This window comes from Nocardia sp. NPDC058633, assembly GCF_042717045.1.
In the GTDB taxonomy this organism is placed as follows: domain Bacteria; phylum Actinomycetota; class Actinomycetes; order Mycobacteriales; family Mycobacteriaceae; genus Nocardia.
In genome coordinates this window covers 197,969-224,329 of sequence record NZ_JBHXRA010000009.1, presented here as the reverse complement: position 1 = coordinate 224,329, position 26,361 = coordinate 197,969, and the positions used below count along the sequence as shown (strand labels likewise).

22 protein-coding genes are annotated in these 26,361 nt (G+C 67.4%); 10 read left to right on the top strand and 12 right to left on the bottom strand.

Annotated elements, in window-relative coordinates:
• Nucleotides 1-47: 47 nt before the first annotated feature.
• Complete coding sequence (locus ACFWUR_RS14375) at nucleotides 48-1,526, bottom strand: FAD-dependent oxidoreductase (RefSeq protein ID WP_378906769.1); 1,479 nt, start codon at nucleotides 1,524-1,526, stop codon at nucleotides 48-50.
• A 36-nt stretch (nucleotides 1,527-1,562) separates the two neighbouring features.
• Nucleotides 1,563-2,030 carry an SRPBCC family protein gene (locus tag ACFWUR_RS14370; RefSeq protein WP_378906767.1) on the bottom strand — a complete coding sequence of 156 codons (468 nt, stop codon included), beginning with the start codon at nucleotides 2,028-2,030 and terminating at the stop codon, nucleotides 1,563-1,565.
• Nucleotides 2,031-2,357: 327 nt separating this feature from the next.
• Here ACFWUR_RS14370 and rph point away from each other — a divergent pair, with 327 nt between their 5' ends.
• The 4 genes from rph to ACFWUR_RS14350 all read left to right on the top strand — a co-directional run bounded on the left by rph (nucleotide 2,358) and on the right by ACFWUR_RS14350 (nucleotide 7,022).
• The gene (rph, locus tag ACFWUR_RS14365) at nucleotides 2,358-4,955 is read left to right on the top strand and encodes a rifamycin-inactivating phosphotransferase (RefSeq protein WP_378906765.1); all 2,598 of its coding nucleotides are present in this window, start codon (nucleotides 2,358-2,360) and stop codon (nucleotides 4,953-4,955) included.
• 71 nt (nucleotides 4,956-5,026) lie between these two features.
• On the top strand, nucleotides 5,027-5,947 hold the full coding sequence (locus ACFWUR_RS14360; RefSeq protein ID WP_378906763.1) for a D-alanyl-D-alanine carboxypeptidase family protein: 921 nt from the start codon (nucleotides 5,027-5,029) through the stop codon (nucleotides 5,945-5,947).
• Between the two features lie 40 nt (nucleotides 5,948-5,987).
• The gene (locus ACFWUR_RS14355) at nucleotides 5,988-6,644 is read left to right on the top strand and encodes a hypothetical protein (protein ID WP_378906761.1); all 657 of its coding nucleotides are present in this window, start codon (nucleotides 5,988-5,990) and stop codon (nucleotides 6,642-6,644) included.
• A gap of 66 nt (nucleotides 6,645-6,710) precedes the next feature.
• A complete protein-coding gene (locus tag ACFWUR_RS14350) occupies nucleotides 6,711-7,022 on the top strand; it encodes a hypothetical protein (protein WP_378906759.1) in 312 nt (103 codons plus the stop codon).
• Between the two features lie 56 nt (nucleotides 7,023-7,078).
• Here ACFWUR_RS14350 and ACFWUR_RS14345 read toward each other — a convergent pair whose 3' ends face one another.
• A complete protein-coding gene (locus tag ACFWUR_RS14345; protein WP_378906757.1) occupies nucleotides 7,079-8,089 on the bottom strand; it encodes a glutathione S-transferase family protein in 1,011 nt (336 codons plus the stop codon).
• 180 nt (nucleotides 8,090-8,269) lie between these two features.
• On the opposite strand from ACFWUR_RS14345, the gene ACFWUR_RS14340 reads away from it, so the two are divergent.
• Complete coding sequence (locus ACFWUR_RS14340) at nucleotides 8,270-9,754, top strand: MFS transporter (RefSeq protein ID WP_378906755.1); 1,485 nt, start codon at nucleotides 8,270-8,272, stop codon at nucleotides 9,752-9,754.
• Nucleotides 9,755-9,774: 20 nt separating this feature from the next.
• Here the strand turns inward: ACFWUR_RS14340 and ACFWUR_RS14335 are convergent, their stop codons facing one another.
• Both ACFWUR_RS14335 and ACFWUR_RS14330 read right to left on the bottom strand, forming a co-directional pair.
• Complete coding sequence (locus ACFWUR_RS14335; RefSeq protein WP_378906753.1) at nucleotides 9,775-11,106, bottom strand: QsdR family transcriptional regulator; 1,332 nt, start codon at nucleotides 11,104-11,106, stop codon at nucleotides 9,775-9,777.
• Nucleotides 11,107-11,123: 17 nt separating this feature from the next.
• Nucleotides 11,124-12,110 carry a lipase family alpha/beta hydrolase gene (locus ACFWUR_RS14330; protein WP_378906751.1) on the bottom strand — a complete coding sequence of 329 codons (987 nt, stop codon included), beginning with the start codon at nucleotides 12,108-12,110 and terminating at the stop codon, nucleotides 11,124-11,126.
• 372 nt (nucleotides 12,111-12,482) lie between these two features.
• Between ACFWUR_RS14330 and ACFWUR_RS14325 the strand changes: the two genes are divergently transcribed.
• The 5 genes from ACFWUR_RS14325 (at nucleotide 12,483) to ACFWUR_RS14305 (ending at nucleotide 19,260) form a co-directional block, all read left to right on the top strand.
• On the top strand, nucleotides 12,483-13,970 hold the full coding sequence (locus tag ACFWUR_RS14325) for a carboxylesterase/lipase family protein (RefSeq protein ID WP_378906748.1): 1,488 nt from the start codon (nucleotides 12,483-12,485) through the stop codon (nucleotides 13,968-13,970).
• A gap of 307 nt (nucleotides 13,971-14,277) precedes the next feature.
• Entirely contained in the window at nucleotides 14,278-15,603 is a 1,326-nt protein-coding gene (locus ACFWUR_RS14320; protein ID WP_378906746.1) for a lipase family protein, read from the top strand.
• A 13-nt stretch (nucleotides 15,604-15,616) separates the two neighbouring features.
• The gene (locus tag ACFWUR_RS14315; RefSeq protein WP_378906744.1) at nucleotides 15,617-17,212 is read left to right on the top strand and encodes a GMC oxidoreductase; all 1,596 of its coding nucleotides are present in this window, start codon (nucleotides 15,617-15,619) and stop codon (nucleotides 17,210-17,212) included.
• A gap of 49 nt (nucleotides 17,213-17,261) precedes the next feature.
• Nucleotides 17,262-17,930, top strand: a complete 669-nt coding sequence (locus ACFWUR_RS14310) for a TetR family transcriptional regulator (RefSeq protein WP_378906742.1) — start codon at nucleotides 17,262-17,264, stop codon at nucleotides 17,928-17,930.
• A gap of 127 nt (nucleotides 17,931-18,057) precedes the next feature.
• The gene (locus ACFWUR_RS14305; protein WP_378906740.1) at nucleotides 18,058-19,260 is read left to right on the top strand and encodes a glycoside hydrolase family 76 protein; all 1,203 of its coding nucleotides are present in this window, start codon (nucleotides 18,058-18,060) and stop codon (nucleotides 19,258-19,260) included.
• Nucleotides 19,261-19,295: 35 nt separating this feature from the next.
• Here ACFWUR_RS14305 and ACFWUR_RS14300 read toward each other — a convergent pair whose 3' ends face one another.
• The 7 genes from ACFWUR_RS14300 to ACFWUR_RS14270 all read right to left on the bottom strand — a co-directional run bounded on the left by ACFWUR_RS14300 (nucleotide 19,296) and on the right by ACFWUR_RS14270 (nucleotide 26,244).
• Nucleotides 19,296-19,769, bottom strand: a complete 474-nt coding sequence (locus ACFWUR_RS14300; protein WP_378906738.1) for a hypothetical protein — start codon at nucleotides 19,767-19,769, stop codon at nucleotides 19,296-19,298.
• Between the two features lie 195 nt (nucleotides 19,770-19,964).
• Nucleotides 19,965-20,246, bottom strand: a complete 282-nt coding sequence (locus ACFWUR_RS14295; RefSeq protein ID WP_378906736.1) for a hypothetical protein — start codon at nucleotides 20,244-20,246, stop codon at nucleotides 19,965-19,967.
• 196 nt (nucleotides 20,247-20,442) lie between these two features.
• On the bottom strand, nucleotides 20,443-21,237 hold the full coding sequence (locus ACFWUR_RS14290; RefSeq protein WP_378906734.1) for a SigB/SigF/SigG family RNA polymerase sigma factor: 795 nt from the start codon (nucleotides 21,235-21,237) through the stop codon (nucleotides 20,443-20,445).
• A gap of 52 nt (nucleotides 21,238-21,289) precedes the next feature.
• Nucleotides 21,290-21,490 (bottom strand): hypothetical protein, encoded by a 201-nt coding sequence (locus ACFWUR_RS14285; protein WP_378906732.1) that lies wholly within the window; start codon nucleotides 21,488-21,490, stop codon nucleotides 21,290-21,292.
• A gap of 110 nt (nucleotides 21,491-21,600) precedes the next feature.
• Nucleotides 21,601-24,069: an aminopeptidase N gene (pepN, locus tag ACFWUR_RS14280; RefSeq protein ID WP_378906730.1), complete on the bottom strand. Its 2,469-nt coding sequence runs from the start codon at nucleotides 24,067-24,069 to the stop codon at nucleotides 21,601-21,603.
• 57 nt (nucleotides 24,070-24,126) lie between these two features.
• Nucleotides 24,127-25,959, bottom strand: coding sequence for a glutamine--fructose-6-phosphate transaminase (isomerizing) (gene glmS, locus ACFWUR_RS14275; RefSeq protein ID WP_378906728.1), 1,833 nt, complete (start codon nucleotides 25,957-25,959; stop codon nucleotides 24,127-24,129).
• Nucleotides 25,960-25,974: 15 nt separating this feature from the next.
• Nucleotides 25,975-26,244: a hypothetical protein gene (locus tag ACFWUR_RS14270; protein WP_378906726.1), complete on the bottom strand. Its 270-nt coding sequence runs from the start codon at nucleotides 26,242-26,244 to the stop codon at nucleotides 25,975-25,977.
• Nucleotides 26,245-26,361 lie beyond the last annotated feature (117 nt).

The following is a 26,361-nucleotide window of genomic DNA, read 5'->3' as shown; positions in this document are numbered from 1 at the left end:
GGCGGAGCGTCGGTAGGGTCTTTTGCCTCGCGGACGCCGCCGACAGGTCAGCGGGAGAGTGGTGTGGTCGCCGGGCCCTCCAGCACGGTGCCGTCCGGTGCGAAGCGGGACCCGTGCAGGGGACAGTCCCAGGTCTTCTCGGCATCGTTCCAGTTCAGGATGCCCCACAGGTGGGTGCACACCGCCGACACGGCGTGGGACTCACCGCCGATGGTGCACCGAGCGGTGGGATGGAGGCCGCGACGTTCGACCTTGCCCTCGCCTTCAGGCGGGGCCGCACCGTCGTCGGGGCCCACCAAGTGGAGCCATCCGGTCGACATGTGCCGAGCCACCGCGGCGTTCGCCTGCACGCCCGCGAACAGCGTTTTCGCCGCCCCGGAACGCCAGCCGTCATAGGCGCCCGACCATGCGGGCTCTCGATCGGTCAGTCGTCCGACCAGCTCCAGCGCGGCGGCGACGCCGTTGGTCATGCCCCACTTGGCGAATCCGGTCGCGCACTGCACCTCGTCGAGGCCTGGTTGCACCGCGCCGACATAGGGCAGTTCCGAGATCGGGTGGTAGTCCTGTGCGGACCAGCGGTCCAGTAGTCGCGCGCCGGGGAACCAGCGATCTGTCCAGTCCAGCAGCTGCGCGACGTGGTCGGCTTCGGAATCGGCACGGCCCACGTCGTGGCCGTGGCCGCCGACCAGCAGGACATCGTCGGTCTCGGTGGGGCACCAGCGCAACGAACGGGTGGGCTGACCGGCGCTGACGAACATCTCCTGTGAAATCGGGCCGGGCACCTCGAACGCGGCCAGGTAGGACCGCTGCGCGGTCAGTTGCGCGGCGAGGCCGAGCCGATCGAAGACCGGCGACCCGGTCGCCACGATGGCGCTGCCCGCCGATACCTCACCCTGATCGGTGCCGATCACGACGCCTGACTTGCTTCGGCGAAGTCGGCGCGCGCGCGTCGATTCGAAGATCCGGGCGCCGTGCGTCTCGATATCGGTCGCGAGCGCCCCGAGCACCGCGACCGGGTCTACCTGCGCCTGCTCCCTGAGCCGGACACCCCCGTGCGTGGGAAAGGGGGCCTCGAGCTCGTCGACGAGCTGGGTGGGCAGACCTATCGCCCGGGTGGCTTCGTACTCGGCGCGGACCGCCGCGACTTCGTCGGCATTCTGCGCGTAGGTGACGGCGGGGACGCGCTGCGTAGCGATCTCGTGGCCGAGACAGAATTCCAGCAACCAGTCGAAGCCCGCCTGATTGGCGGCCAGGTACCGCGACAGCACCGGGATGCCGTGACGACGGGCGATCGCTTGTGCGCGGGTTCCCTGTAGCAGTGAGATCTTCGCAGTGGAAGCGCCGGTGGTCACGGCGCCGACTCGACGTGCCTCCAGCACGGCGACCTCGCGGCCCTGCTCGGCCAGGAGCAGCGCCGTGGTCAGTCCCACGATCCCGGCCCCGATCACCACGGTGTCGACCTCGATGTCACCGACGAGGGGTGGTCGGGTCGGCGTCGGTGCGTCGGTGAACCAAAACGATGTCATGGGGACCGCATACCCCGGTACGTCGAACGAAACGAACTACTGCTCCTGACTGCCTTCTCTGGCGTCCATGTACCCGCCCTCGGCCAGATCGGCCAGTCGTGACAACGATTCGCGATTGCGTGGCCGCAGCGCCACCGCCTGTAGCGCGGGCGGCATCAGTCGACCGGGCCCGCGGACGGCTTCTTCGGTCATCACCGCTTCACACGAGGTGGGGCCGGTGGCGCGTAACTCCACCCGCACGATCGCGGCGCCGATGGGCCAGAGCCTGGCATCGAGTTCGATGCTGTGCGGCGAATCGACCGCGCGGACCGCGGTGGTGTCCTGAATGGTCAAGGGCCACATCCCGACGCTGTGATGAATGCGAGCTCCCACCTCGGGCCAGGTGTCGTCGACTCCGCGGATGTGGGAGGCACCCACCACCCAGCTCGCGTATGCCCATCCATCGGCGAGCACCGCGAACACCTCGTGCATCGGGGCCTTGATCGTGCGCGTCACCTGGACCATGTCGGGGTCGCTCCTTTTGCCGGGTCAGTCCTCGCTCGGTCACAGTGCCGCTTACCCGGTCTCGCGACCGCGAACCCGGCAGCGCGCAGATCGAGGGCGACCCCGACAACATCGCCGAAACTCGGACGTCGCCGACCGTTCGCGGCACAGCGAAGGCCACGTGGTGCACATTCGAGTTCGTGGTGCGGCGAACGGGGGGCACTCGCATCACGGACGCGTGGCCCTTCCCCCTTCTACTGTATACACGATTCCGGGCCCTCATGAGGCGCTGATTCCTGGTCCATAATCGCTCGCGAAAGACGGAAAACACCAGGTGAGGAGTAGCGGATGCCCTATGTGCTCGAGTTCGGTGAGGTCGATCGAACGCAGGTCGCGATCGTCGGCGGTAAGGGCGCGAACCTCGGTGAGTTGTCGCGCATCGAGGGTGTCGAGGTGCCGGACGGGTTCTGCGTGACGACGGACGCCTTCGCGCGGACGGTGGCCGAGGTGCCCTCGCTCGACGAGCGGCTCGACGAGTTGTCGCGCCTCGAACCGGGGGATCGGGCGGCGATCGCCGCGCTGAGTGCGCGGTTGCGGCGCACGATCGAGGAACTGGTCGTTCCCGAGGACGTCGCGGCGGCGATCCTCGCCGCGCACGCTCGGCTCGGCGTCGACGGCGCCTACGCCGTGCGATCGAGTGCGACGGCCGAGGATCTTCCCACCGCGTCGTTCGCCGGTCAGCAAGACACCTTTCTGAACGTCGTGGGGTCGGGGGCGATCCTCGAGCAGGTCAGCCGGTGCTGGGGTTCGTTGTTCACCGAGCGCGCCGTCACCTATCGGCTGCGTAATGCTTTGGACCAGAAGAAGATTCAGATGGGCATTGTCGTGCAGCGAATGGTGTTCGCGCGCGCCGCGGGCATCCTGATGACGGCCGACCCGGTGACCTCCGACCGGACCGTCGTGTCCATCGACGCCGGTTTCGGTCTCGGGGAGGCCCTCGTCTCCGGTGTGGTGAACGCCGACGTGTATCGGGTGCGCGACAACCGCATCACCGGCAAGACGATCGCCACCAAGAAGGTTGCCGTGGAGTCGGTGCCCGCGGGCGGAACGCAGGTGCGCGATATCGCGCCGGAGCGCCGCGACGAGCCGGTGCTCACCGATGCCGAGGTGCTGCGGCTGGCGCACCTCGGCCGCCGAATCGAAGCGCACTTCGGCAGTCCGCAGGACATCGAATGGTGTTGCGACGGTGACGATTTCCGCGTCGTCCAGAGCAGGCCGATCACCACCTTGTTCCCGATTCCGGTCGCCGCCGACACGGAGAACCACGTCTACGTGTCGGTCGGCCATCAGCAGATGATGACCGACGCGATGAAGCCGTTGGGGATCTCGGTGTGGCAGCTGACGAGCAACGCGCCCATGCGCGACGCGGGCGGGCGGTTGTTCGTCGACGTCACCGCGATGATGTCCTCGCCCGCGAAAGGCACCGCCTTGGTCGAGGGACTCGGCAAGTCCGACCCGTTGATGGGCGACGCGCTGCGGACGGTTCTCGACCGCGGTGATTTCGTTCGTCAGGTGCCAGACGAGGATCCCGGCGCGCCGGCCACACCCCTCGGTGTCGCGCCCGCGCCGATCGAGACCGATCCCGACATCGTCACCGAGCTCATCGCCCGGAGCGAGGCGTCTCTGGCGGCCTTGAAGGCCGACATCGGGAACCGGTCCGGATCGGCGTTGCTCGACTTCATCCGGTCCGATATCCAGGAGGAGCTGCGGCGGGTCCTCTTCGATCCCCGGGGTTTGCGGGTGATCATGGCCGCGATGGAGGCCACGGAGTGGCTCAACGATCGGTTGCGCGAATGGCTGGGCGAGAAGAACGCCGCCGATGCCCTCACCCAGTCGATTCCGGGGAACGTGACATCGGAGATGGGTCTGGCACTGCTGGACGTCGCCGATGTGATCCGTCCGTATCCGCAGGTGGTGATGTACCTGGAACAGATCGAGGACGAGGATTTCCTGGAGGGCCTGGCCGAATACCAGGGTGGTGACGAGGCGCGAGGCGCGATCGAGAAGTTCCTCGACAAGTACGGCATGCGCTGCGCGGGCGAAATCGATATCACCAGGCCGAGGTGGAGTGAGAGTCCGGCCACGTTGGTCTCGACAGTCCTCGGCAATATCAAGAACTTCGGGCCGGGCGCGGGGAGTCAGCGTTTCGAGGACGGCCTGCGCGATGCCGAGCAGGCGGAACGGCAGATCCTGCGACGCCTGCGCGCCCTGCCCGACGGGGAATGCAAAGCTGCCGAAACCGCGCGGATGATCGAGCGCGTCCGAACCCTCGCCGGATACCGGGAGTACCCGAAGTACGCCATGGTCTGTCGCTACTTCGTCTACAAGCAGGCGCTGCTGCGCGAAGCCGAACGGCTGGTCGAGGCAGATGTACTGCGCGAACCACACGACATCTTCTACCTGCGATTCGACGAACTGCACGAGGTGGTTCGCACGCATCGGGCAGATCAGGAACTCGTCGACGAACGACGTGACGCGTTCGGTACGTATCGGTCACTCACCGCGCCGCGCGTGCTCACCTCCGACGGCGAGGCGCTCACCGGGGCGTATCGGCGCGAAGACCTGCCCACCGGCGCACTGCCCGGTTTGGCGGTGTCGGCCGGGACGATCGAAGGTCGCGCTCGCGTGATCGCCGATATCGCGCAGGCCGATCTCGAATCGGGCGACATCCTGGTCACCGCGTATACCGATCCGAGTTGGACTCCGCTGTTCGTCGGCATCGCGGGTCTGGTGACCGAGGTCGGCGGCCTGATGACGCACGGTGCGGTGATCGCCCGCGAATACGGTCTCCCCGCGGTGGTCGGCGTGGAACACGCCACCGAGCTGATCGGTGACGGGCAGCGCATCCGGGTGAACGGCACCGACGGCTACGTCGAAATCCTCTAGCCGACGGACTCCGGCCGAATCGAGACGGTTAAATCCCGCAGGTCGGCGCAATTGTGCGCCAGAATGTCGCCATGCGGACATTCGCCAAGATGTTGCACGCCGTCACTGTCGGGGTTTTGATCGTCGCAGCAGGTCACGGGGTTGCGGCCGCCGCACCCACCGGCAGTGCTGATGGTCTGCTGCCGTGGCCGGCCGCCGGGCCGGACGGCGTGCAGGCATCGGGTGCGGCGCTCGCGGACGGGCTCACCGGCACGGTGGTGTGGTCGCGCGAAGCGAACACGCCGATCCCGATCGCCAGTATCGCCAAGGTGATGACGGCGGTCGTCGTCATCGTCTCCGGTGATCTCGAACGGCCGGTGACGGTGCCGCAGGAAGCGAGCGCGTACTGCGCCAGGGAGAACGGAAGCACCGCGGGGTTGGTCGCGGGCGAGGTGCTCACCGCGCGCCAGCTCCTGTACGCACTGCTCCTGCCGTCCGGCTGTGATGCCGCCTACACCGTCGCCGAGTCGTTCGGCCCAGGGCAGGGCGGTTTTCTCGCCAGGATGAACGACACCGCGCGGGTAATGGGTTTGGCGGGAACACATTTCAGCGACCCGAGCGGTATGCCCTATCCCACCGACCACTCCACCTATTCCACACCGGCGGATCTCGTGGCGCTGGGTGTGCGGGCGATGAACCTGCCGCTGTTCCGAGAGATCGTCGGTTCGAGGCATTTCCACGTTCCCGCCGGACCCGCCAACCGCGAGCACCACTGGGAAACGACGAACCGCATGCTCGACGAGTATCCCGGGACCATCGGCATCAAAACCGGCAACACCAACGCGGCGGGGCACTGCCTGATGTTCGAGACGGTCCGGGCGGGCATACCGCTGATCGGTGTGGTTCTGCACAGCTCGGACCACAGCAGCGCCGCCGCGAGACAGGACGCCGAGCGCATGCTGAACTGGGCTTACGACCCGATCCTGCGAGTTCTGCAACCCGTCGGCGGCTGAGGACCGGCACGATCGGTGCGCACGGCTTAACATTCGGGATGTGCGCGGTGGCGGTTGGTTTCGGGTCCTCGTCTGCCTGGTCGTCACGGGCAGCACCAGTGGATGCGTGGGCGCGGTCGACCGGGCCGATTTCGAGGATCGGATCCGAACCCGGGGCGGCGGATTGGTGAGCACGCTGCCGCAGGCGGCCGTCGCCGCGCTGACCCAGCGAACCGGCGCCACCGACCTCGAGGCGAACCTCATCATCCTCACCCCGCCGAACTCGACCCAGTTCCGCCTGACCTTGCACGACCAGCCCGCGCAGATCACCAGGTTCCTGGCCGACGACGAAGTACTGGCCGCTCGGGCGCCCACTGTGCGCCTGCGTGTTCGGCCACCCGATCGATCGCGGCAGCTCGACGACTATTCCTTCACCCTCGGCGCGCTCAGCGCACCACGCCCGGTACGGGTTTCGGCGTCCGACGACCTCGACAGCGAGAATTTCACCGTCAGCGAGGTACCCGGCCTGTCGCGACTGGAAGACATCGTCGACACCGCCCGCGAGCGGAGCGCACTGGCCGACGGCCAGGTGACCGTCATCGTGGTGAGTCGTTTCGGCCGCGAAATTCGCATAGTCGCCAACGTCTTGTCACCACGCTCGGAGATGATCGCCGAATTCGATCGCACCGGTACGTTCCTCCGAGTACAGCAGGTATAACGAATGCGACGGTTACGGGTGTCAGCAGCGGCCGTTCTCTGTGCCGCTGCCTTTCTCACTCTCTTCGTGGCCGTTGTGGTCTGGCCCGGCGAAGCGAAACTCACCGCACCCCTGTTCTGTTCACCCCCGGCCACCGAACCCGTGGTCGTCTCGGACACGTTCCACGACTCCGAGGGGACCTCGACCAACTACACGCTGTACTGCGTCGGCGACCGTGGCGAGCTCACCGACGAGGGCTTCGCACTTCCCATGCTGGCGCTGTTCGCCGCTCACGCACTGATCTTGACCGCGCTGGTCGTGCTCGCGGTCCTGATCGGCCGCGTCGGCCGTCGAAACGACCCAGCGGAGGAACGTATCGAGCGTCCGAGAGACCGCTGATCGCAGCGGTCAGCGGAAAATGTTGCCGCACTCGAGCAATCGAAATCTCGACGGTCTCACCCGATCGCGGGCACCTGTTCGGCCGACGCGGGCGGAGGCGGTGGAGTTCCGTCACCGAAGGGCCGTCCACCCAGCTCCTCGCGATGATGCGGGGTCAGCCAGTTCGACAGGTCCGGCCCTGCGGGGACGATCCCGGTGGGGTTGATGTCGCGGTGCACGGCGTAGTAGTGCTCCTTGATCTGCCCGAAGTCGATGGTGTCGCCGAACCCGGGGGTCTGGAACAGGTCGCGGGCGTAGGCCCACAGCACCGGCATCTCGCTGAGTTTGCTGCGGTTGCACTTGAAATGGCCGTGATAGACGGGGTCGAAGCGGGCAAGTGTGGTGAACAACCGGACGTCGGCCTCGGTGATCGTGTCGCCGACCAGATAGCGCTGGGTGCGCAGCCGCTCGGTGACCCGGTCGAGTGCGGCGAAAAGCCGAGCGTAGGCAGTGTCGTACGCGTCCTGATCGCCGGCGAAACCACAGCGGTAGACACCGTTGTTGATGTCGCGGAAGACTTCTCGGTTGATCTCGTCGATCTGTGGGCGCAGCGATTCGGGATAGAGCTGCGGTGCGCCGGGCCGGTGGAACGCGGTCCATTCGGACGAGAAGTCGAGGGTCAGCTGTGCGTAGTCGTTGGTGACGACCTGCCCGGTCGCGATGTCGACCATCGCGGGCACGGTGATCCCCCTCGGATAGTCGGGGAACCGGGCCAGATAGGCGTCGCGCAGATGGTGGATGCCCAGGACCGGATCGACTTCGCCCGGGTCCAGATCGAAGGTCCAGCTGAGCTTGTCATGGGTGGGTCCGCACAGGCCCAGCGACAGTACCGGCTCGAGTCCGAGCAGCCTGCGCACGATCAGCGTTCGATTGGCCCAGGGACAGGCTCTGGCCGCGACGAGCCGGTACCGGCCGGCTTCCACGGGATAACCGTCACGTCCGTCGACGGTGATCCGCGTGGTGATGTAGTTGGTGTCGCGGCGGAACTCGCCCGCCTCGACATAAGTGCCCGCTTCGGCATCGCTCACCGACTCAGTCTCGCACACCCGGGCGCTCGCGCCGGTGAGCGTCGATCAGACGTCACCGACCGCGCTGTCGCGTGTGTGGCGTCCCGATGAACCCGCCAGTACCCTGTGCCCGTGAGACCGATGGGCAATGCGCCGGGCGGGACGGCGCGACCGCGTGTCGCACTGACCGCAGTCGCTGTAGTGGTTTTTGTGACCTTCCTCGACACCACGGTCGTCAGCGTGGCGCTGGGGGACATCCGCAGTGATCTGAGCGCCGACGTGACGGCGTTGCAATGGGTGGTCAACGCCTACACCGTGGTGTTCGCCGGTCTGATGTTGGCCGGTGGCTCGCTCGGGGACCGGTGGGGTCGCAAACGGGTGATGATCGTCGGGCTGGTGATCTTCTGCGCCGGGTCGGTGGTCTCGGCGCTGGCGAGCAGTGTCGCGATGCTCATCGCGGGCCGCGCGATCATGGGACTCGGCGCGGCGGCGTCGGAACCCGGGACGCTGTCGGTGCTTCGGCACATCTTCCCGGACGACCGGACGCGCGCGAAGGCGATCGGGGTGTGGGCGGCGGTGTCCGGGCTGGCCTTGGCAGCCGGGCCGGTGTTGGGCGGCGTACTGGTGCACGCGTACGGGTGGCGCTCGATCTTCTGGTTCAACCTGGTGATCGCGGCGGTGGCGCTAATCGCGGCGCTGTGGTCGGTCCCGGAAAGCGCGGACCCACGCCCTGAGCCGATCGACTGGGCCGGAGCTCTACTCGGCGCCACCGCGTTCGGATCGCTGATCTACGCCGCGACCCTCGGCCAGGACCGGGGCTACGCCGCGCCGTCGGTGTTGGCGCTGTTCGCGGTCGGAGCTCTCGCGCTCGCCGCCTTCATCGCCGTCGAATTGCGGGTCCGCGCTCCCATGCTCGACTTTCGCTACCTGCGCCTGCCCGCTGTGCGCAGCGCACTGGTGGTCGCCTTCGCCGTCTACTTCGGCATCTTCTCGATCTTCTTCTTCACCGCGCTGTATTTGCAAGTGATGCAATCGTATTCGGGTGCGCGCACCGCCACGGTCTTCGCGCCGATGGCCGCCACGATCGTGCTCGGTTCGCTGGTGGCGGGCTACTGGGTGGCCAGGCGAGGTGCCCGCACTCCCATGATCCTGGGCTGCGTGGTCGGTGCGGGCGGCATTCTGCTGACTCGGCACATGCTGGCCGGCACACTGCACGACCCCACGCTGTCGGCGGCGATGGCGGTGGCGGGCTTCGGCTTCGGGATCGCGGTGGTGCCCCTGACGTCGGCGGTGCTGTCGGGGGTGCCGGCCGAGCACTCCGGAATGGCTGCCGCGGTGACCAATACGATGCGCCAGGTCGGTTCGGCGTTCGGCGTAGCGGTGCTCGGCGCGTTGGTGAGTGGATTCCTGTCCTCGGACCTGAAGGCGCGCATGAACGAGTTGGGTCTGCCCACCACGTTGCAGCCCGACGCCATCCAGGCCGTGGAGATCGGTCGAATACCCGAGGGCGTCGACATCGGCCCGTACCTGAAATATCTGTCGAAAGTCTCCGAGGTGCTCAACGCCGGAAAAGCGGCGTTCCACCACGGACTCGATGTGGCTCTGCTCGTGTCGGCGCTGATGATCCTCGCCGCGGCGGCATTCACCGCACTCGATGCGGCCCGGCACCGCGACGACATCACCTAGCCGATCGGGTCGATCAGCGCTCAGGATCCGCCGACGGGGGCGGCAACGCCGAGTAGGGCCGTCTGCACTCGGAGTAGGTGGTCGATGTCGCCTTCGGTATCGGCGACGGCATTGCTGTAGAGGAAACTCTCGCCGAGGCGGACGAGGGCGAATGCCAGGGTCGTTCGGTCGATCGGGGGGCGGTACCCGTCGTGTAGCTGCGCGCGCTGGATGAGTCGCTCGACCAGTGCGACGCTGCCACGGTGCACCGGCCCGTCGGCCTGCGTGACCAGTCGGAGGGCCGCCGGTGCCTCGTTCTGCAGGTAGGTGCGCAATGCCGGGTCGGCGGCCAATCGGCGCAGGGCCCGATCGAAGACTTCGGAGATTCGGTGCGCACCACGGCTGGTGCATCGACTGTCGATGGCGGTGATCATGTGCTCGAACTGACGGGCGATGGCGGCCCCGAGCAGTTCTTCTCTGGTGCCGAATCGGCGGTAGATGGTGGTTCGACTGATCCCGAGTTCTGTTGCCACCGCGTGCAATTCCAGCCGTTCGCCGCGAAGGAAGATGCCGATCGCGGTGTCGAGCACGTCACTGCGAGGCGCCACGGGGGACAGGGGTACGGCTGGCTGTGCTCGATCGCCGGACAGTGGTGCGCGATCCGAGGCGGTGGGTGCGCCGGACAGGGGCGGCTCGGCGGGGCCGGCTGGTCGCGCGCCGAGGTCGACCGCACGCACAGTAGCCGGATCCAGGTGGCGCATCGCGGCGACGATGAGCGAGATCGTCAGATTCGCGGCCGCGGTGAAATCCAGGCGCTGGGTGATCGCCTGTTGCACGCCGCGCACCCCGATGTCGGCGACCGCCGCCGCGCAGAAGTCGGCGCTGGCGCCCCACTCCAGGTCGGCGCCGCCGTATTCGTGCCGGATCAGTTCGGCGACGGTGTCGGCCACCGACTGGATCGTGGCGGTCCGCAGTTCATGCGAGCGCCCCGCCGTCGGCGCCCCGAACAGCACATGGAAGCCCTCGGGGTGGGTTGCGGCGAAGTCGAACAGTGCCCGTGTTGTCGTCGCGACGTGCCGGTCGAGGTCGAAACCCTGTGCGCGCCGGTAGCTTTCCCTCATCCACTCCAGCAGGCTCATCGCCTCACGGCGTACACACGCGTCGAAAAGCTGGTCCTTGGTTCCGAAGTGCGCGTACAGCGTCGGTTTGGAGGTTTCGGCGGCGGTGGCCAGTTGTTCCATGGTGACGTTGTCGAAGCCGTGCGCGGCGAATACCGAGAGCACTCCGTCGAGCAGAGTGTCGTCGGACGGCCGCACCGCTGTGGAGCGGCGGCGCGGCCGGACGTCGGCCGGCTCCGAATCGGACCTGGTCATGATGCAGCAGACTACCGTCAGCCGTTGCGGGGATGGGCGAAGCAGTTGACCGGCATTCGATTCGCCGGGTCGAGCGCGTTGAGAACGTGCTGTGCGACAACCGGATCCGAGGCGGCGCCCGCGTGCTCGAAGATCGCCAGGGGGCACTGGTCCTGCACGACGATATTGCTGACGTTCGGGGCCGTCGGCCCCATGCCGCTGGTGTGCGGAGCCACCACCTGATCCCACCGGGTCATGATGAAGGTGTAGTCGATATCGGCGGGGTAGGCATCGCCGGCGTTCACCGCGTTCAGGTAGTCCGACCCACTCGTCATCTGCAGGCTCGCGCCGAATCCGAAGGCCTCCGACCGGAGTTGGAGGTCGTCCCATACCCCGAGCGCGTCGAGAGCACGGGCGATCAGCGCCTGACCACCCGCCCTGGTGCCGTCGTTGAGCGGGGTCAGGTTCACCGACTTGGCGACTTTGGCGGCTCCGCCCAGGTACTTGATGTACCAGCGTGGCATCACGGTGCCTTCGGAATGGCCGACCAGATCCACTTTCTGCGCCCCGGTGGCGGCGAGCACGCGGTCGATGAACGGTGCGAGCTCCTCGGCTGAGGAATCCCGCATGGACTTGGTGCCCGGGATCAGGTTCAGCGGTGGCGGCGCGGTCGGGTCGAGCCCGTAGTTCAGGGCGAACACGCAATACCCGTTGTTCGCCAGCAGTGGCGAGATGGTCGTCCAGTTGGCTGCCATCGTGGCGGTCAGGCCGTGTACGAGTACCACCGGCTCGGGATGTTCGGCGCTCGGTCGGCAGTTCCAATCGTTGGCTCCGGGCGGGGAGGCCCGGTCGACGAAGTGGACGATTCCGGGAATCAATCCGTACGGGACGGGGTACGGCGGCGCGGCTTGCGCTGCGGCGGGTGCGCCGGCAGCGGCCGCGCCCGCCAGTGTCGCGGCCAGGACCAGCCGCTTCATGGCGCCGGGACGTCGGCGGTGGGTGGGGATTCGGGCGGGAGAAGACATGAGCACTCCTAGGCATCGTTGTACCGCCACAAGTTCTAGCATTGCTTTACTGACAGTAAAGCGAGAATGCGCAAAATGCAGCTACAAAAGCCGAGTGCCTTGACAAGTCGACCGACGAACTGGAACGTTTGATCATGTGAGTTCCACGTGGCGGGATATCTGACGGGTACCCGGCATCCGCGCACAACACCGGCAGCGTTGCCGGTGTGGCGATCGGCCGACGTATGGGCATCAGCGCAGAAAGTGAACAACGACAATGCAATTGGCACTGACCGGCGATCGACTCGCCGCCGTCGAGCAGAAGCTCGGCGATCTCGATGTCCACCGGCGATCGCGGGTGGGCCGGGTCGCCGAGTACGACATGGTCGACCTGTGAAGCGCGTCGACCGGCCGGTGGTGGAGGTGACCGGCGGCAAGGTGCGGGGTAGGACAGTCGACGGTGTCAGTGCGTTTGTGGGGGTGCCTTATGCGGCGCCCCCGGCGGGTCCGGCTCGGTTCCGCGCGCCCGAACGGGTCGCGGACTGGGACGGGATGCGCGACGCGGACACACTCGGGCCCACCTGCCTGCAGGGTCCGTATCCGCCCGGGATCGAACAGCTTCTCGGCACCCACCTCGTGACAGGTCTGGAATCGCTGAATGTGAACGTCTGGACGCCCGGTGGTGGCGGGCTGCCGGTGATGGTGTGGATCCACGGTGGATCGTTCGTCCACGGCGCCAATGCGGTACCGGCCTATGACGGCGCCGGTTTCGCCCGCCACGGCGTTGTGCTCGTGTCGATCAACTATCGGCTCGGCGCGCCAGGATTCGCGGTACTCGGCGGGGCACCGGCCAACCGTGGTCTGCTCGATCAGCTGTTCGCGTTGGCATGGGTGCGCGACAACATCCGGGCATTCGGCGGTGATCCCGACAATGTCACTGTTTTCGGCCAGTCGGCGGGCGCGATGAGCATCGCCGCCCTGCTCGGTTCGCCGGCGGCCCGCGGCCTGTTCGGACGCGCGATCATGCAGAGCGGCAACCCCGAGACGGCGGCAACGGTCGAGGACGCCCGCCTGCTGAGTGGTGAACTCGGCAAGGCGCTGGGCGTACCCGCAACCGCGGAAGCCTTTGCGGCAGTGTCACCCTCGGCGATGCTGGCCGCGCAGGAGGCGCTTCGCGCGGACTTCGCCCGCTACCCGGACCCGGCACGCTTCGGTGCCTCGGTGCTGACCGCGGGCGCGGGCATGAGCTTTTTTCCCGTCGTGGACGGAGATGTTGTTCCTGTCGTGCCGGTCGAGGCGATAGCGGCGGGCTCGGCTCGCGGAATCGCCCTGCTCGCGGGCTACACCACCGAGGAGTTCCGGCTGTTCACGGTACCGACCGGGCTCGAGGATGCGATCACCGTCGACACGCTGCCGTTCGCCCTCGCGCGCTTCGGTATCGGTGCTTCGGCGATCAGGCCGTACGCGGTCAACCGCCCTGAGGCCACCGCCGGAGACCTGTTGGCGGCGATGGTTACCGACGCCGTATTCCGTGGTCCGACAAAGCAACTCGTCGAACTCCAAGCTGCTGTCGAGACTCCCGCGTACCTCTACGAATTCGGCTGGCGGCGCGAAGGCCTGGGTGCGATACACGCACTGGAGGTTCCCTTCGTCTTCGACACCCTGGCTGCGGCAACCAGCCTCACCGGCCCGAATCCACCGCAGCGCCTAGCTGACGAAATGCACTCGGCCTGGATCGGTTTCGCCACCGACGGTGACCCCGGCTGGCCCCGGTACGCCGAGGACCGGTCGGTGATGACCTTCTGCGAGCCCGCCTCGAAGCTGGTCTGCGACCCGCGCGCCGATGAACACGCGACCCGATACCCCGGGCGGCGGGACTGATCCACGGCCGCCTGTCGACCCCTCCTGGACGCGGCGGCCTGTCGGGACGTGTGTGCGTGCTACGCGGAACCGCGGGTCGTGATTGCCATCGCGGCGTGCGGAAGGGACGAACTGTTGTGCGAGCTTCCGTGAACCTGGACAGAGGAAGTCCTGGCGCGGCAGGGACATCTCACGCGCTGTCGTCCGCTGTCAGTAACCGTGTTACTCTCTGTCGGCGCTGGTGTGACAGGCATCATGATCTGCATCTCCGGCGGCCTGAATCACTGCGGCGACGATGCCGACGGTGGTGTCGACTGAGAGGTTCTCGATGAAGCGACAGGGTCTTGCACGGATGCGGCCGGGTGCCGCGCGCATCCTCGCGGTGGTGGTCTTGGCCGCCGCGACGGCGGTGAGCGGCGTGGTGACGCAGACGCGGGAGGCCGCGGCCGATCCGATCGACTCGTTCTATACGCCGCCGGACCGGATTCCGCAGGAACCGGGGGCGATCATCAAGACCCAGCCGATGACGTTGTTCGTCACACCGCCCACCGAGCAGGGGTGGCCGGGCCGGGCACAGCACGTGATGTACACGTCTCGACTGCAGGACGGGTCCGCGGTCGCGGTGAGCGCGACATTCATCGAGCCCACGGGTCCGTGGCGCGGACCGGGACCGGTTCCGACGGTGGTCATCGGACCGGGCACGTCGGGGCAGGCCGACCGCTGCGCGATGTCGAGGGCGTTCTCGACGGGGGTGTCGGTGTCCGCCGAACCGTTGGGGGTCTCGGCGAACCAAGAGCTGCCGTCGTCGACGGTATGGAGCGGGCTGGGTGCGCGGGTGCTGGTGACCGACTACATCGGCCTCGGTACACCCGGAATGCACACCTACGCCAATCGATTCGACAGCGCGCACGCGATTCTCGACGGTGTTCGCGCCGCGAACAATCTGGGCGGGGTCGGACCGGAGACACCGGTCGTGCTCTGGGGCTACTCCCAAGGCGGTGGCGCCACCGCGGCCGCCGCGGAGATGCAGCCGAGCTACGCGCCCGAGCTGAATCTCAAAGGCACGTGGGCCGGGGGACCGGTCGCCGACCTGGCCGCGATCCTGGAAAAGATCGACGGGGCGCTGATCGGGGGTGCGATCGGGTTCGCTGTCAACGGCATGCTCGCGCGCTACCCCGAATTGCAGCGGGCGGTCGACCAGGTCATCAGCCCGGCGGGACGCGCCATGCTCGAGACGTTGAGCAACTCCTGCATCGCTGACGTGATCACCTACCACCCCTTCCTGAAAACCGAGTCGCTGACCCGCGACGGGCGTCCGCTGTCGGCCCATCTCGGCGAACTGCCCGAAGCCGGTCCTGTCTTGGCGGAACTGCGCGTCGGAAACTCCACCCCGGCCACTCCGGTCCTGATCACGAGCGGCCTCAACGACGACACCGTTCCGTACGGTCAGGCCCGCCGATTGGCCGAAGACTGGTGTGGCAAGGGCGCGACGGTCACCTTCCGCACGAACGATCTTCCGCCGATCCTGCCGGGAACCACCATTCCGAATCATTTCGGGCCGGAGATCATCGACGGTTTCGGACCCGACAACGCGTTCAGCTACCTGCTCGATCGCCTCGCCGACGCACCGGTTTCCGGCTGTAGCTTCGACTGAACAAGGATCTGTTGTGAAAGCCATCTCACGCCGCGCGATGCTGGTTGCCGCCGCAACCGCGAGCGGGATGTTTCTCGGCGCCCGACCTACGACCGCGCCGACTCCGATCGCATTGCGGGCCAACAACATTCCGCTGACCTTCGAAGAGCATCGAGTGGTGGTGATCGGGTCGGGCTTCGGCGGCGGCGTCAGCGCGCTGCGGTTGGCGCAGGCCGGTGTCACGGTGACGGTTCTGGAGCGTGGTCAGCGCTGGCCCAGCGGACCGAACGCCGAAACCTTCCCGCGTGCGTCCGCCCCGGACAAGCGGCTGCTGTGGTACCGGTCGAGCCCGAATCTGTTCGGCAGACCGCTCGCCTTCGACCCGTACGCCGGGCTGATCGAGGCAGTGCCGGGTGTGAACATGACCGCGCTGTGCGCGGCCGGTGTGGGCGGCGGTTCGCTGGTCTACCAGGGCATGTCGTTGCAGCCCGACGAGTCGGTGTTCAACGCGCACTTTCCGCAGGAGCTGGACTGGGCGAGGATGGACCGGGTGCACTATCCGCGAGTGGCGCGGATGCTGGGTCTGGCCGAAGCTCCGGACGAACTGATCGCCAGCGAAAACTACCGGGCCGCACGTGTTTTCGCGGACCGGGTGCGCGCGGCCGGGATGCCGCTGTCGAAGATCCCGATGCCCATCGACTGGGAATTCGCGATGGCCGAGCTGCGCGGGGAGATGAAGGCCTCCTACACCAACGGCGACGGTGCGATGGGTGTCAACAACGGCGGCAAACACTCTGTCGACGTCACCTACGTCGCCGCCGCCGAAGCGACCGGTCGGTGCCGGGTGCAGACTCTGCACGAGGTGACCGATCTCGAACGCGCCCGCGACGGCCGCTGGACCGTGCACGTGCAACGGCTCGACACGGCAGGCGTCGTGGTCGAGAACAAGGTGCTCACCGCGGGAGCGGTGATCCTGGCCGCCGGCAGTGTCAACACCACCCGGCTGCTGGTGCGGGCCGGTGCCAAGGGGCTGATCCCCGATCTCCCGGACGGGCTCGGTCAGGGGTGGGGGACCAACGCCGACCGCATCTACGTGTGGTCCGACCCCAACGCGGAATTCGGTGCGCCGCAAGGTGGCCCGGTGATCTACGGCAGCAGGAACTGGGACGATCCGGCGGCCGCGCACACCGTGGTCCAGGCATCCATTCCACCGCTGTCGCTGGATGCGGCCAGCACGATGCTCGTCGGTTACGGCGTCAGTGACAGTCGCGGCGCGTTCACCTACGACGCCGACCGCGACGACGCGATCCTGCACTGGCCGCACGACGGCGACCGGGTCATCCAGGACGATCACATCGGGCCCTCGGTACGTCGTATCGCGGGAGCCGACAGCATGCTGCTCGATACCAATGCGCTGTTCCCCTCGACTTGGCATCCGCTCGGTGGGGCGAGCATGGGCGCGGTGTGCGACCTGGACGGCCGCGTCCATGACCAGCCGGGCCTCTATGTGCTCGACGGTGCGTTGTTGCCGGGCAACGCCGCCGCGTGTAACCCGTCGATGACCATCGCGGCGGTCGCGGAGCGGGCCATGGACAATCTCGTCGCCGCGGACGTGGGCACCCGGATCTGAGGTCGAATTGCCTCGGCGGCAGGACAAGCCGATGGACTACTGTGATGTGGTGGCCAGAAAGGGCGAAGGTGATCCCGCGCGCAAGATCACCGAAACCACCCTGTCGCTGCTCGAATCGGAGGGGTACGACGCGGTTCAGCTGCGCCGAGTGGCCGGCATCGCCCACGTCTCGCTGACCACGGTCTACAAGCTCTACCCCACCCGGGACGAGCTCGTCATCGCGGCGGTCGCGCAGTGGATGGCCACCAACACCTACACCGAACTCGACCCGCCGCGAGCCGACGAATCGCTCGCCGCGGTGTTGATACGGGTGATCCGCTATGTGTTCGAGCCGTGGGAGCGGCACCCACGGATGCTGGCCGCCTACTCGCACGCCCGGTCCGGCCCCGGCGGGCAGCGACTCGACGCCCAGGGTTTCGCCGCGGTGTTGCCCGCTGTCGGGTCGATGTTCGCCAGTCTCGACGAGGACTACGCCGCTGATCTCGCACTCGTCCTGACCAATATGGTCTACGCCCTGCTGGCGCGCTTCGCGCACGGCGATCTCGCGATCACCGATATCCTGCCCGCGCTCGAACGCACCGTCGTGCGATTGACCCAGAACAACGCTCTGTTCGCCGCGGCCGCCGAGCGAAGCGCCGATCCGGGGGCCGCGCCGTTCGCCTGGGTCGCGGGTTTCAGTTCGCCGTTCTCCCCGGGAACCGAGACCGACGAGCCGTAGGCGTGCTCCTGGCCGTCGCGCTGAACGTTTTCGCGGCACACCGGAGCAGTTCAAGCTTTGGCCATCCCGATACGGGACTCTGGAGATTCGGCGTCGATGCCGTTGTCCAGAGGAGGAGCCCGAGCGGATGGATCGCCGCGACCAGAGGTTCAGTCGGCGCAGCGTGCTGTGTGCCGCTGGGGCGGCGATCGCGTTGATTCCGGTGGCACAGCCGCTCCAGGCGGGGACGATCACCGCCAAGCAGGCCACCGACCTCGGGGCGGGGGCGCGGGTGGACCTGGCGGAACGGGCCATCGTGGAGCGGCATGTGCGTTCGCTCTGGGGGCTGCCGCAGCGTCGGTTGGGCGGCCTCGTGTGGCCCGCGGATCTGGTGGAACGGTCGTTCGGGCGGTGGTGCTACTGGTGGCAGGCGCAACTGCTCGACTGTGCGGTCGACGCCGCGGACCGCGCACGCACCCCCGAACGCGTCGACCGGGTCACCGCGCTCGCGCGCGGTATCCGAACCCGCAACCTCACGGGGTGGACCAATCGGTATTACGACGACATGGCGTGGCTGGTGCTGGCGCTCGAACGCGCGGAGCGACTGCTCGGCGTCCGATTCGACGACGCGGTGGGGGACCTGCGGGCCGCGCTGATCGACGGCTGGAACCCGGATGTCGGTGCGGTGCCGTGGCGGTCCGGCGACGACTACTTCAACACTCCCGCGATCGGTCCGACCGGCATCGCGATGGCCCGTCTCGGCGACCTCGCCCTAGCCGGCCGACTCGCCGACTTTCTGCACACCCGACTGCGCGACGGTGACAGCGGCCTGATATTCGACGGTGTCCACGAGCCCGGCGGGCGAGTGGATCGAACCGTCCACACCTATTGCCAGGGCGTGGCGATCGGCCTGGAAACCGAATTGGCGCTGCGCACAGGGGGATCGGACCACCACCATCGTGCGGCGGCCCTCGTCGCCGCGGTCGAGGGCGGGCTCACCGACGAGAAGGTGATCGCCGCGGCCGCCGGAAACGACTCCGGGCTCTTCATGGGGATTCTCGCGAAATATCTCGCTGAAACCGCTCTGTCGCTGGGGAACACGGCCGCTGCGGATATCGTGCACGCCTCGGCGCGGGCGGCATGGGAAAACCGCGCCGAGGTGGACGGACTACCGTTGTTCGGCACGGACTGGTCCCGCGCGGTCACGGTGCCACAGGATCCGGGAACGTTCCTCCAACTCGCGGACGCGGCCGCTGTTTCGTCGGCCAATCTGAGCCGTGATCTCTCGGTGCAGTTGAGCGGCTGGATGCTGCTCGAAGCCGACTACCGGCTCACCGTCGCAGGCCGCTGAGTTCGGCCCGCGCACGTCGTGGATTTCGCGGCGCCTCAGGGCATTTCGATCGTTTCGGCCCTGGCGATCTCACCGATGGCACGGTGAATGGACTGACGCGGCGGTGTACGGGCCAGCTCGGCGAGGTACTCGACCAGCAGTACCGCCGCGGGTTGCGGGTTCGCCCATCCGCGGTCCGGTTCGGCCGACTCGTCGATCCCGAGCGCCCCGGTGAGCGCGCTGACGACCGTGGCCACCTCCAGCCGAGGAAGCCACGACGCCGATCGTCGCACCACCGATTCCAGCACGGCACGCACATCGTCGCCGGTGAGGCCCTCCGGATGCGCGGTTTCGAGTAGTTCCCGCACGATCGCCGCCAGCACGGAGGTGACCTGGTCAGCGGGTAGTTCGGACAGGTCCGCGGTGGTCGCGCTGAACGCCGATTCGTCGCCTGCCCGCGCCGCGGCGACGGCGGCTTCGACAGCGGTCGCGATCGCGCGGGCGGACGAGGGCCAGTCGGACGGCCACATAGGTAGTTCTCCTCGCGATCGGTGCACGTACCCCGTATACCTCCGTACGCGGGCTGCCGCCAGCCAGCGTAGTCAGGGGCGACACGGCTACGACGGATCGGCCGTCGCCCAAACCGATGCGGGCACACTGCGACCGCGATCCGGCCGCGATGTCGGCGTCGGCGAATCCCTGGGCGACGCACGCTCGACATCAGTTCATCGGCTCGGCTCCGGCAGCTGGCATTCGGCGACCCGCGGGTTCATTCCCATGTAGTTGAGCGGGCCCGCGAGCACTGTGAGTCCGATGGTGCCCAGATCGCCGCAGTTGGCGGGGGTGTCGGTGAAATAGTCGCGCTGCATCGCCGCCACCAGCCCGGCCCCGAACCAGACCAGCATCAGCACCGACAGCAGGAACTTGGCGGTCTGATGGGCCGGGCTGGCCCGGATCTCTCGTACCTCGCGAATCTCTCGGTCCCGTCGATTCCGTCGACCGCGCATCGTCATCGCACCCTTCCAGCCGGCGAGCACCACATAGATACATCATGTGAACAGCACCGACTCGGTGGGCGCTGTCACGACACGCGCGAGATTCCTGCTTCCTCAACTGTGCAGCCCGACAGAGTCATAGTCAATGGACGGTGTCGGTCGAAGCATGCACCCTCATCGCCCCGTGGGAGGGCAGGCGTGCCGAGATTCAGGCGGCGGGTACGGGTTGGTCGGCGGCCTGGGTACGCAGATCGCCCAACAACCTGGTGAGCTTGCGCGACACGCTCATCTGGGAGACGCCGAGGCGTTCGGCGATCTCACCCTGGGTGAGGGTGTCGTAGAACCGCCAGATCAGCAATTGCTGTTCTTCCGAGGACAGTTGCGCCACCAGCGGCGCGACGGTGATCGTGTCTTCGGTGAGGCGGTAATGCGGGTCTTCGGCGCCGAAGGTCTCGGCCACGGTCATGCCGGGGTCGCCGTCGTTGTCGCGGGCGGGGGTGTCGAGACTGCGCGTCTGGAACGCGTTGGCCGCGACCAGGGTTCGGGCGATGTCGGTGACCGGAACATCGAGTTCGGTGGCGAGTTCCTGAGCGGTGGGGGAGCGCTGGAGCCGACGGCTCAGCTCTTCGGTCGCCGCCCTGACCTTGCCCTGCAATTCCTTCTCGCGACGCGGCACGTGCAGCGGCCAGATGTGGTCGCGGAAGTGCCTGCGTACCTCGCCCATGATGGTGGGGACAGCGAAGCCCAGGAACGGTGATCCGGTGGTGACGTCGTAGCGGTCGACCGCCATGACCATGCCCAGGCGTGCGGTCTGGAGCAGATCGTCGAAGATTTCGCCACGGCCGGCGTATTTGCGCGCGATGTGCTCGGCGAGCGGGAGGCAGACCTCGATGATCTGTGCCCGCAGGGCGCTGTGTTCGGGGCTGCGAGGATCGGTCAGCGCCCAGTGCGCGAACAAGGGCTCGGCGTGTTCATAGGTCCGGGGGTGGGTGGTCTTGGACATGGGGATCAACTCCTGGCCGTCGAATGCTCTCCGGGGTACTGCGGAGGTGAACCTAAAGTGTGTGCAGGCCGAGCATTCTGAAGCTCATCAGCATCCCCGCGCCCAGGCCGACGGCGCCGAACAGTGCGGCGGGCAGCGATCCGGTCAGTGCAGTCAGGCCGAAGAGGAAGAACACGCAGGTGGCCAACATGATGGTGGTGCTGGTCAGATCCATGCTCGGCGTACTCGTTGTCCGATTACGTGAGAAGGTCATAGAACAAGGGTTCACCATCGCGGTGGTTATTAAACCGTTATTGGTCGACTGGGGTTGACAGAGTGATGGTTCCGCCATTTTATGTTTGAATCGCTGCGAAATGGGCAAAATCAATTAACGGCGCGTACGCGCAGGTCACGGGCAAGATGATCGCGCTGTTCGATGACCAAGCGGCGCAAAGCGCCCGGCGCATCCGTATTCTCCGCGAGCCACCGATCGACCCCCTCGAGTGCATCAGCGGCGGGAAAGAGCCCTACCACGAGGCGGCGGGCGATCTCGATGCTGCGCTGGTCCCACACCGCGCGGAGCTTCGCGAAATACGCGTCGTCGTAGCGCGCGATCAGGTCGCGACGGCGGCCCGCGCGCACTCCGTCGATGATGGCGTCGAGGTGGTCGTTGGTCAGGGTGGTGTCGTCGAGCGCGCGAGCCCATGCCGAGGCTTTGACGTCTGAGTCCGGGCGCGCCGCGAGTGCGCGCAGGTGAGCGGTGCGCCCCGATGCGGTGTTGTCTCGTTCGAGTTCGGCGTCCAGGTCGCCGACCTGCGCCGCGTCGGTGGCGGCCAGCGCCGTCCACAGCGCCCAGCGCAGATCGGGATCCAAGGCCAGACCTTCCGGCGCCCGCCCGAGCAGGATCGCTCGAATGTCGGTGGCACGGCTGCCCTCGACGGTGCCGGCGGCCGCCGTCGCGCGCGCCCACGCCAACTGCGCACCCGAGCCCGGTGCTGACAAATGCAGTGTGGCCCAGCATGTTTCGAGCCAATCGCCCCTCCAGCGATCGCGCGCCGCGGCGGGCAGATAGTGGTCGATCGTGAAAGACGCGTTCGCCAGGACGGCGGTGAGCAGCGCCATGTTCGTTTCGGCGGGCGCGAAATCGCGTGCCATGGACAGGTAGCGACCGGCGGCGAGTTCGCCGTCGCGGGTGGCGTTCCACAGCGCCGACCAGATCAGGCCGCGGGCCAGCGGGTCGCTCACCCGATCCAGTGAACTCTGCACGGTGGCAAGCGAATCCATGTCCAGGCGAACCTTCGCATAGGTGAGATCGCCGTCGTTGAGCAGTCGCAGTGGTGCAGGTGGGAGGGCGATCGGCGTGCGTTCGTCGACGATGTCGAGATCGACGCGTTCGCGAATTACCAGCTCACCCGCGGCATCGAAGTCGTAGAGGCCGACGGCGAGCCGGTGTGGGCGCGGATCGGTTTGCACGATCTCACCGTCTTCGAGGGTCAGCGTGGACACCCCGGTTGTCTGCAACCAGGCCCGCGCCCAGCCCGCCAGGTCGCGACCGGACTCCGCCGACAATTCCGTCAGCAGGTCGTCGAGGGTGGTGTTGGCGAAGGCGTGCGTCCGGAAGTACCGGCGCACGCCCGAGAAGAACTCCTCCCGGCCCACATAGGCGACCAACTGCTTGAGCACGCTGGCGCCCTTGGCGTAGGTGATGCCGTCGAAGTTGAGCTTGGCGGCCTCGAGGTCGGTGATGTCGGCGACGATCGGGTGCGTGGTCGGCAGTTGGTCCTGCAGGTATGCCCAGGCCTTGCGACGGTTCGCGAACGCCACCCAGGCCTCGGTCCACTCGGTGGCCTCCGCACTCGCGAGCGCGCCCATGTAGTCGGCGAAGGATTCCTTGAGCCACAGGTCGTCCCACCACACCATCGTCACCAGATCGCCGAACCACATGTGCGCCATCTCGTGCAGGATCGTGTTGGCCCGGCCCTCGTACTGCGCGGCGGTGGCCGCACCACGGAACACATAGGCCTCGGTGAACGTGACCAGCCCGGGGTTCTCCATCGCGCCCAGGTTGTACTCGGGCACGAACACCTGGTCGTACTTACCCCACGGATACGGGTAGTCGAAGTGCGCGGCGAAGAAGTCCAGCCCCTGCTTCGTGACCTCGAAGATCGTGTCCGCGTCCAGGTGGCGAGCCAGCGAGGCACGGCAGTAGACCCCGAGCGGGATCGTGAGTTCGCCTCGCGTCCACGAGGATTCGACGCGATGATACGGCCCGGCCGCGAGCGCGGTGATATACGTCGAGATGGGCAGGGTGGGGGAGAACGCGACGTTCTGGATCAGGCCGTTGTTCTGGATCGCCGCGAACGGCCGATTCGACACGACCTGCCACGCGGCGGGGGCGGTGACCGCGAACGTGAACGGCGCCTTCATGTCCGGCTGCTCGAAGCAGGCGAAGACCCGGCGCGCATCGGCGGGCTCGTACTGGGTGTAGAGGTAGGTCTGCCCGTCGACCGGATCGAGGAACCGGTGCAGTCCCTCGCCCGAACGGCTGTAGGCGCCCGTGCCACGAACGACGACGACATTCGTCTCGGCCAAGCCGCCGACCGTGATCCGGGCCCCGTCGTACGCGACTGCCACGTCCGCACCGTTCACCGTCACCGATTCCACCGAGAGGCCGATGAAGTCGAGCCACGTCTGCTCGGCGGTGGCGTCGAACACGACGGTCGTGGTGGTGGCGAACCCGGCTCGGGTCTGGTCCTGGGCGTGCGACAGGTCGAGCTCGACGCTGTAGTCGCGGACGGTGACCGCTGCCGATCGCGCGGCGGTCTCGGAGCGGGTGAGGTTCGCGGTGTTCACCCCCACGATCCTGCCAGCCGATCTGTCGCCGCGCTCCGAACCCGACGCGAGCGGTGGCTATTCCACCGTGACGCTCTTGGCGAGGTTGCGCGGCTTGTCGACGTCGCGTCCGAGGGCGATGGCGGTGTGATAGGCCAGCAGCTGCAAGGGGATCGTCAGCAGCATGGGGTCCAATTCCGGTGCGACCCGGGGGATCCGGATCACCTCGTCGGCCACGTTCGGTGGCAGGTCGGCGTTGGTGACGGCGATCACGGGCCCGCCGCGGGCCTTGATCTGTTCGATGGTGCTGAGGTTCTTGGCCAGCAGTTCGTCGTCGGGAACGATCACCACGCTCGGCATCTCCTGGTCGATCAGGGCGAGCGGACCATGTTTGAGCTCGGAGGCCTGGTAGGCCTCGGCGTGCACGTAGGAGACCTCCTTCAGTTTCTGGGCGCCTTCGCGGGCAACCGGCCACCCCCGGACCCGTCCGATGAAGAACATGCTGCGGGCCTTGGCGTATCGGTGCGCGATCTCGGCGATGGCGTCTTCGTCGGTGAGGACCTGATCGATGGCGTCGGGCAGTGCGCGCAGTCCGTCGACGATCCGGTGGCCGTCCGCCGCGGAAAGATCGCGGACCCGGCCGAGCAACAGGGCCAGCATCGTGAACGACACGGTCATGTTGGTCAATGCCTTGGTCGAGGCGACGGAGATCTCCGGGCCCGCGTGCAGGAACACGCCTGCCCCGCACTGGCGCGCGATCGCACTGCCGACGGCATTGACGGCACCGATGACCCGACCGCCCTTGCGCTGCAGTTCCTGCACCGCGGCCAGGGTGTCGAGGGTTTCGCCGGACTGGCTGATCGCGACGTACAGCGCGTCGGGATCGACGACCGGATTGCGGTAGCGGAATTCCGAAGCCGGCTCCGCGGTGGCGGGGATCCGGGCCAGTTCCTCGATCAGCTGGGCGCCCAGTTGGCCGGCGTAGTAGGCCGAACCGCACCCGAGGAAGACGACCTTGCTGATGCCGCGCAGTTCGCGCGCGTCCATGTTCAACCCGCCGAGGTGGGCGGTGGCGAAGCGGTCGTCCAGGCGGCCTCGCAGGGCCCTGCGGACCGCCTCGCCCTGTTCGGCGATCTCCTTGCGCATGAAGTCGGGGAATCCACCGAGTGCGTAGTCCTCGGCCACCATGTCGATGGTGGTCGGGATCTTGTCGGTCTGTTCGGAGTCGACTCCCAGTGTGCTGGTGCGGAACTCGCCGTCGCGAACCGTCGCGAGCTCGCCGTCGTCGAGGAAGACCACGCGCTGGGTGTGGTGGACCAGGGCGGCGACATCGGAGGCCACGAACATCTCGCCGTCGCCGACGCCGAGCACGATCGGGCTGCCGTTGCGAGCGACCACCAGCTCGGTCGGCCTGCGCGCGTCGAGCACCAGCAGTCCGTAGGTGCCCCGGACTCGGTGCAGCGCGAGGCGAACGGCCTCCTCGAGGGAATCGACGTGCGCGAGTTCGCGGGCGACCAGGTGAGCGATGACCTCGGTATCGGTCTCCGAGGCCAGCTCGATCCCGAGCTCGGTGAGCTCGGCCCTCAGCTGTTCGGCGTTCTCGACGATGCCGTTGTGCACCACGGCGATACGGCCGCTGACGTCGGTGTGCGGGTGGGCGTTGGCGTCACTGGGCTCGCCGTGGGTCGCCCAGCGGGTGTGCGCGATACCGACGGTGCCGCGTAGAACGGTGGTGTCGGCCTTGTCTCGCAGGTCCTGCACCCGCCCTCGCGTTTTGCACACCCGCGACTTCCCGCGGTGCGGCAGTGCCAAACCGGCTGAGTCGTAGCCGCGGTACTCGAGTCGATGCAGGCCCTCGAGGAGCACGGGGACAGCTTGCCGATGACCGATGTATCCGACGATTCCACACATGGCGTGATGAACCCCTTACCCGTAGACGATGCGACGTAGTTGCCGTTCGGTGAACAGCGGGGCCGCGACCGGACGCTCGGCGAGCTCGGCTTCGAGTCGCCGCCAGATCTCGGCGTTGCGCATCTCGCGAGACTGCAACTCGGCATGCCTGCGGCGGACGAACTGCTCGGCGGTCTCGTCGAAGTAGCCGACGATGTCGGCGACGACCCGGGCGGCCACGCGTTCGGTTAGGCCGGTGGACGCCACCACATAGCGGACCAGCTCGGTCGGGACCCCGTCGTTCACCCGGACGATCTTGCCTCGCCCACATCGATATCGCCAACATCCCTGCCCGATTTCGGGCAAATACTGTCTCGATCGGCCAGAGGGGCTCGCGGGCGGCCTGGTCGGCCGGCGTGGTGT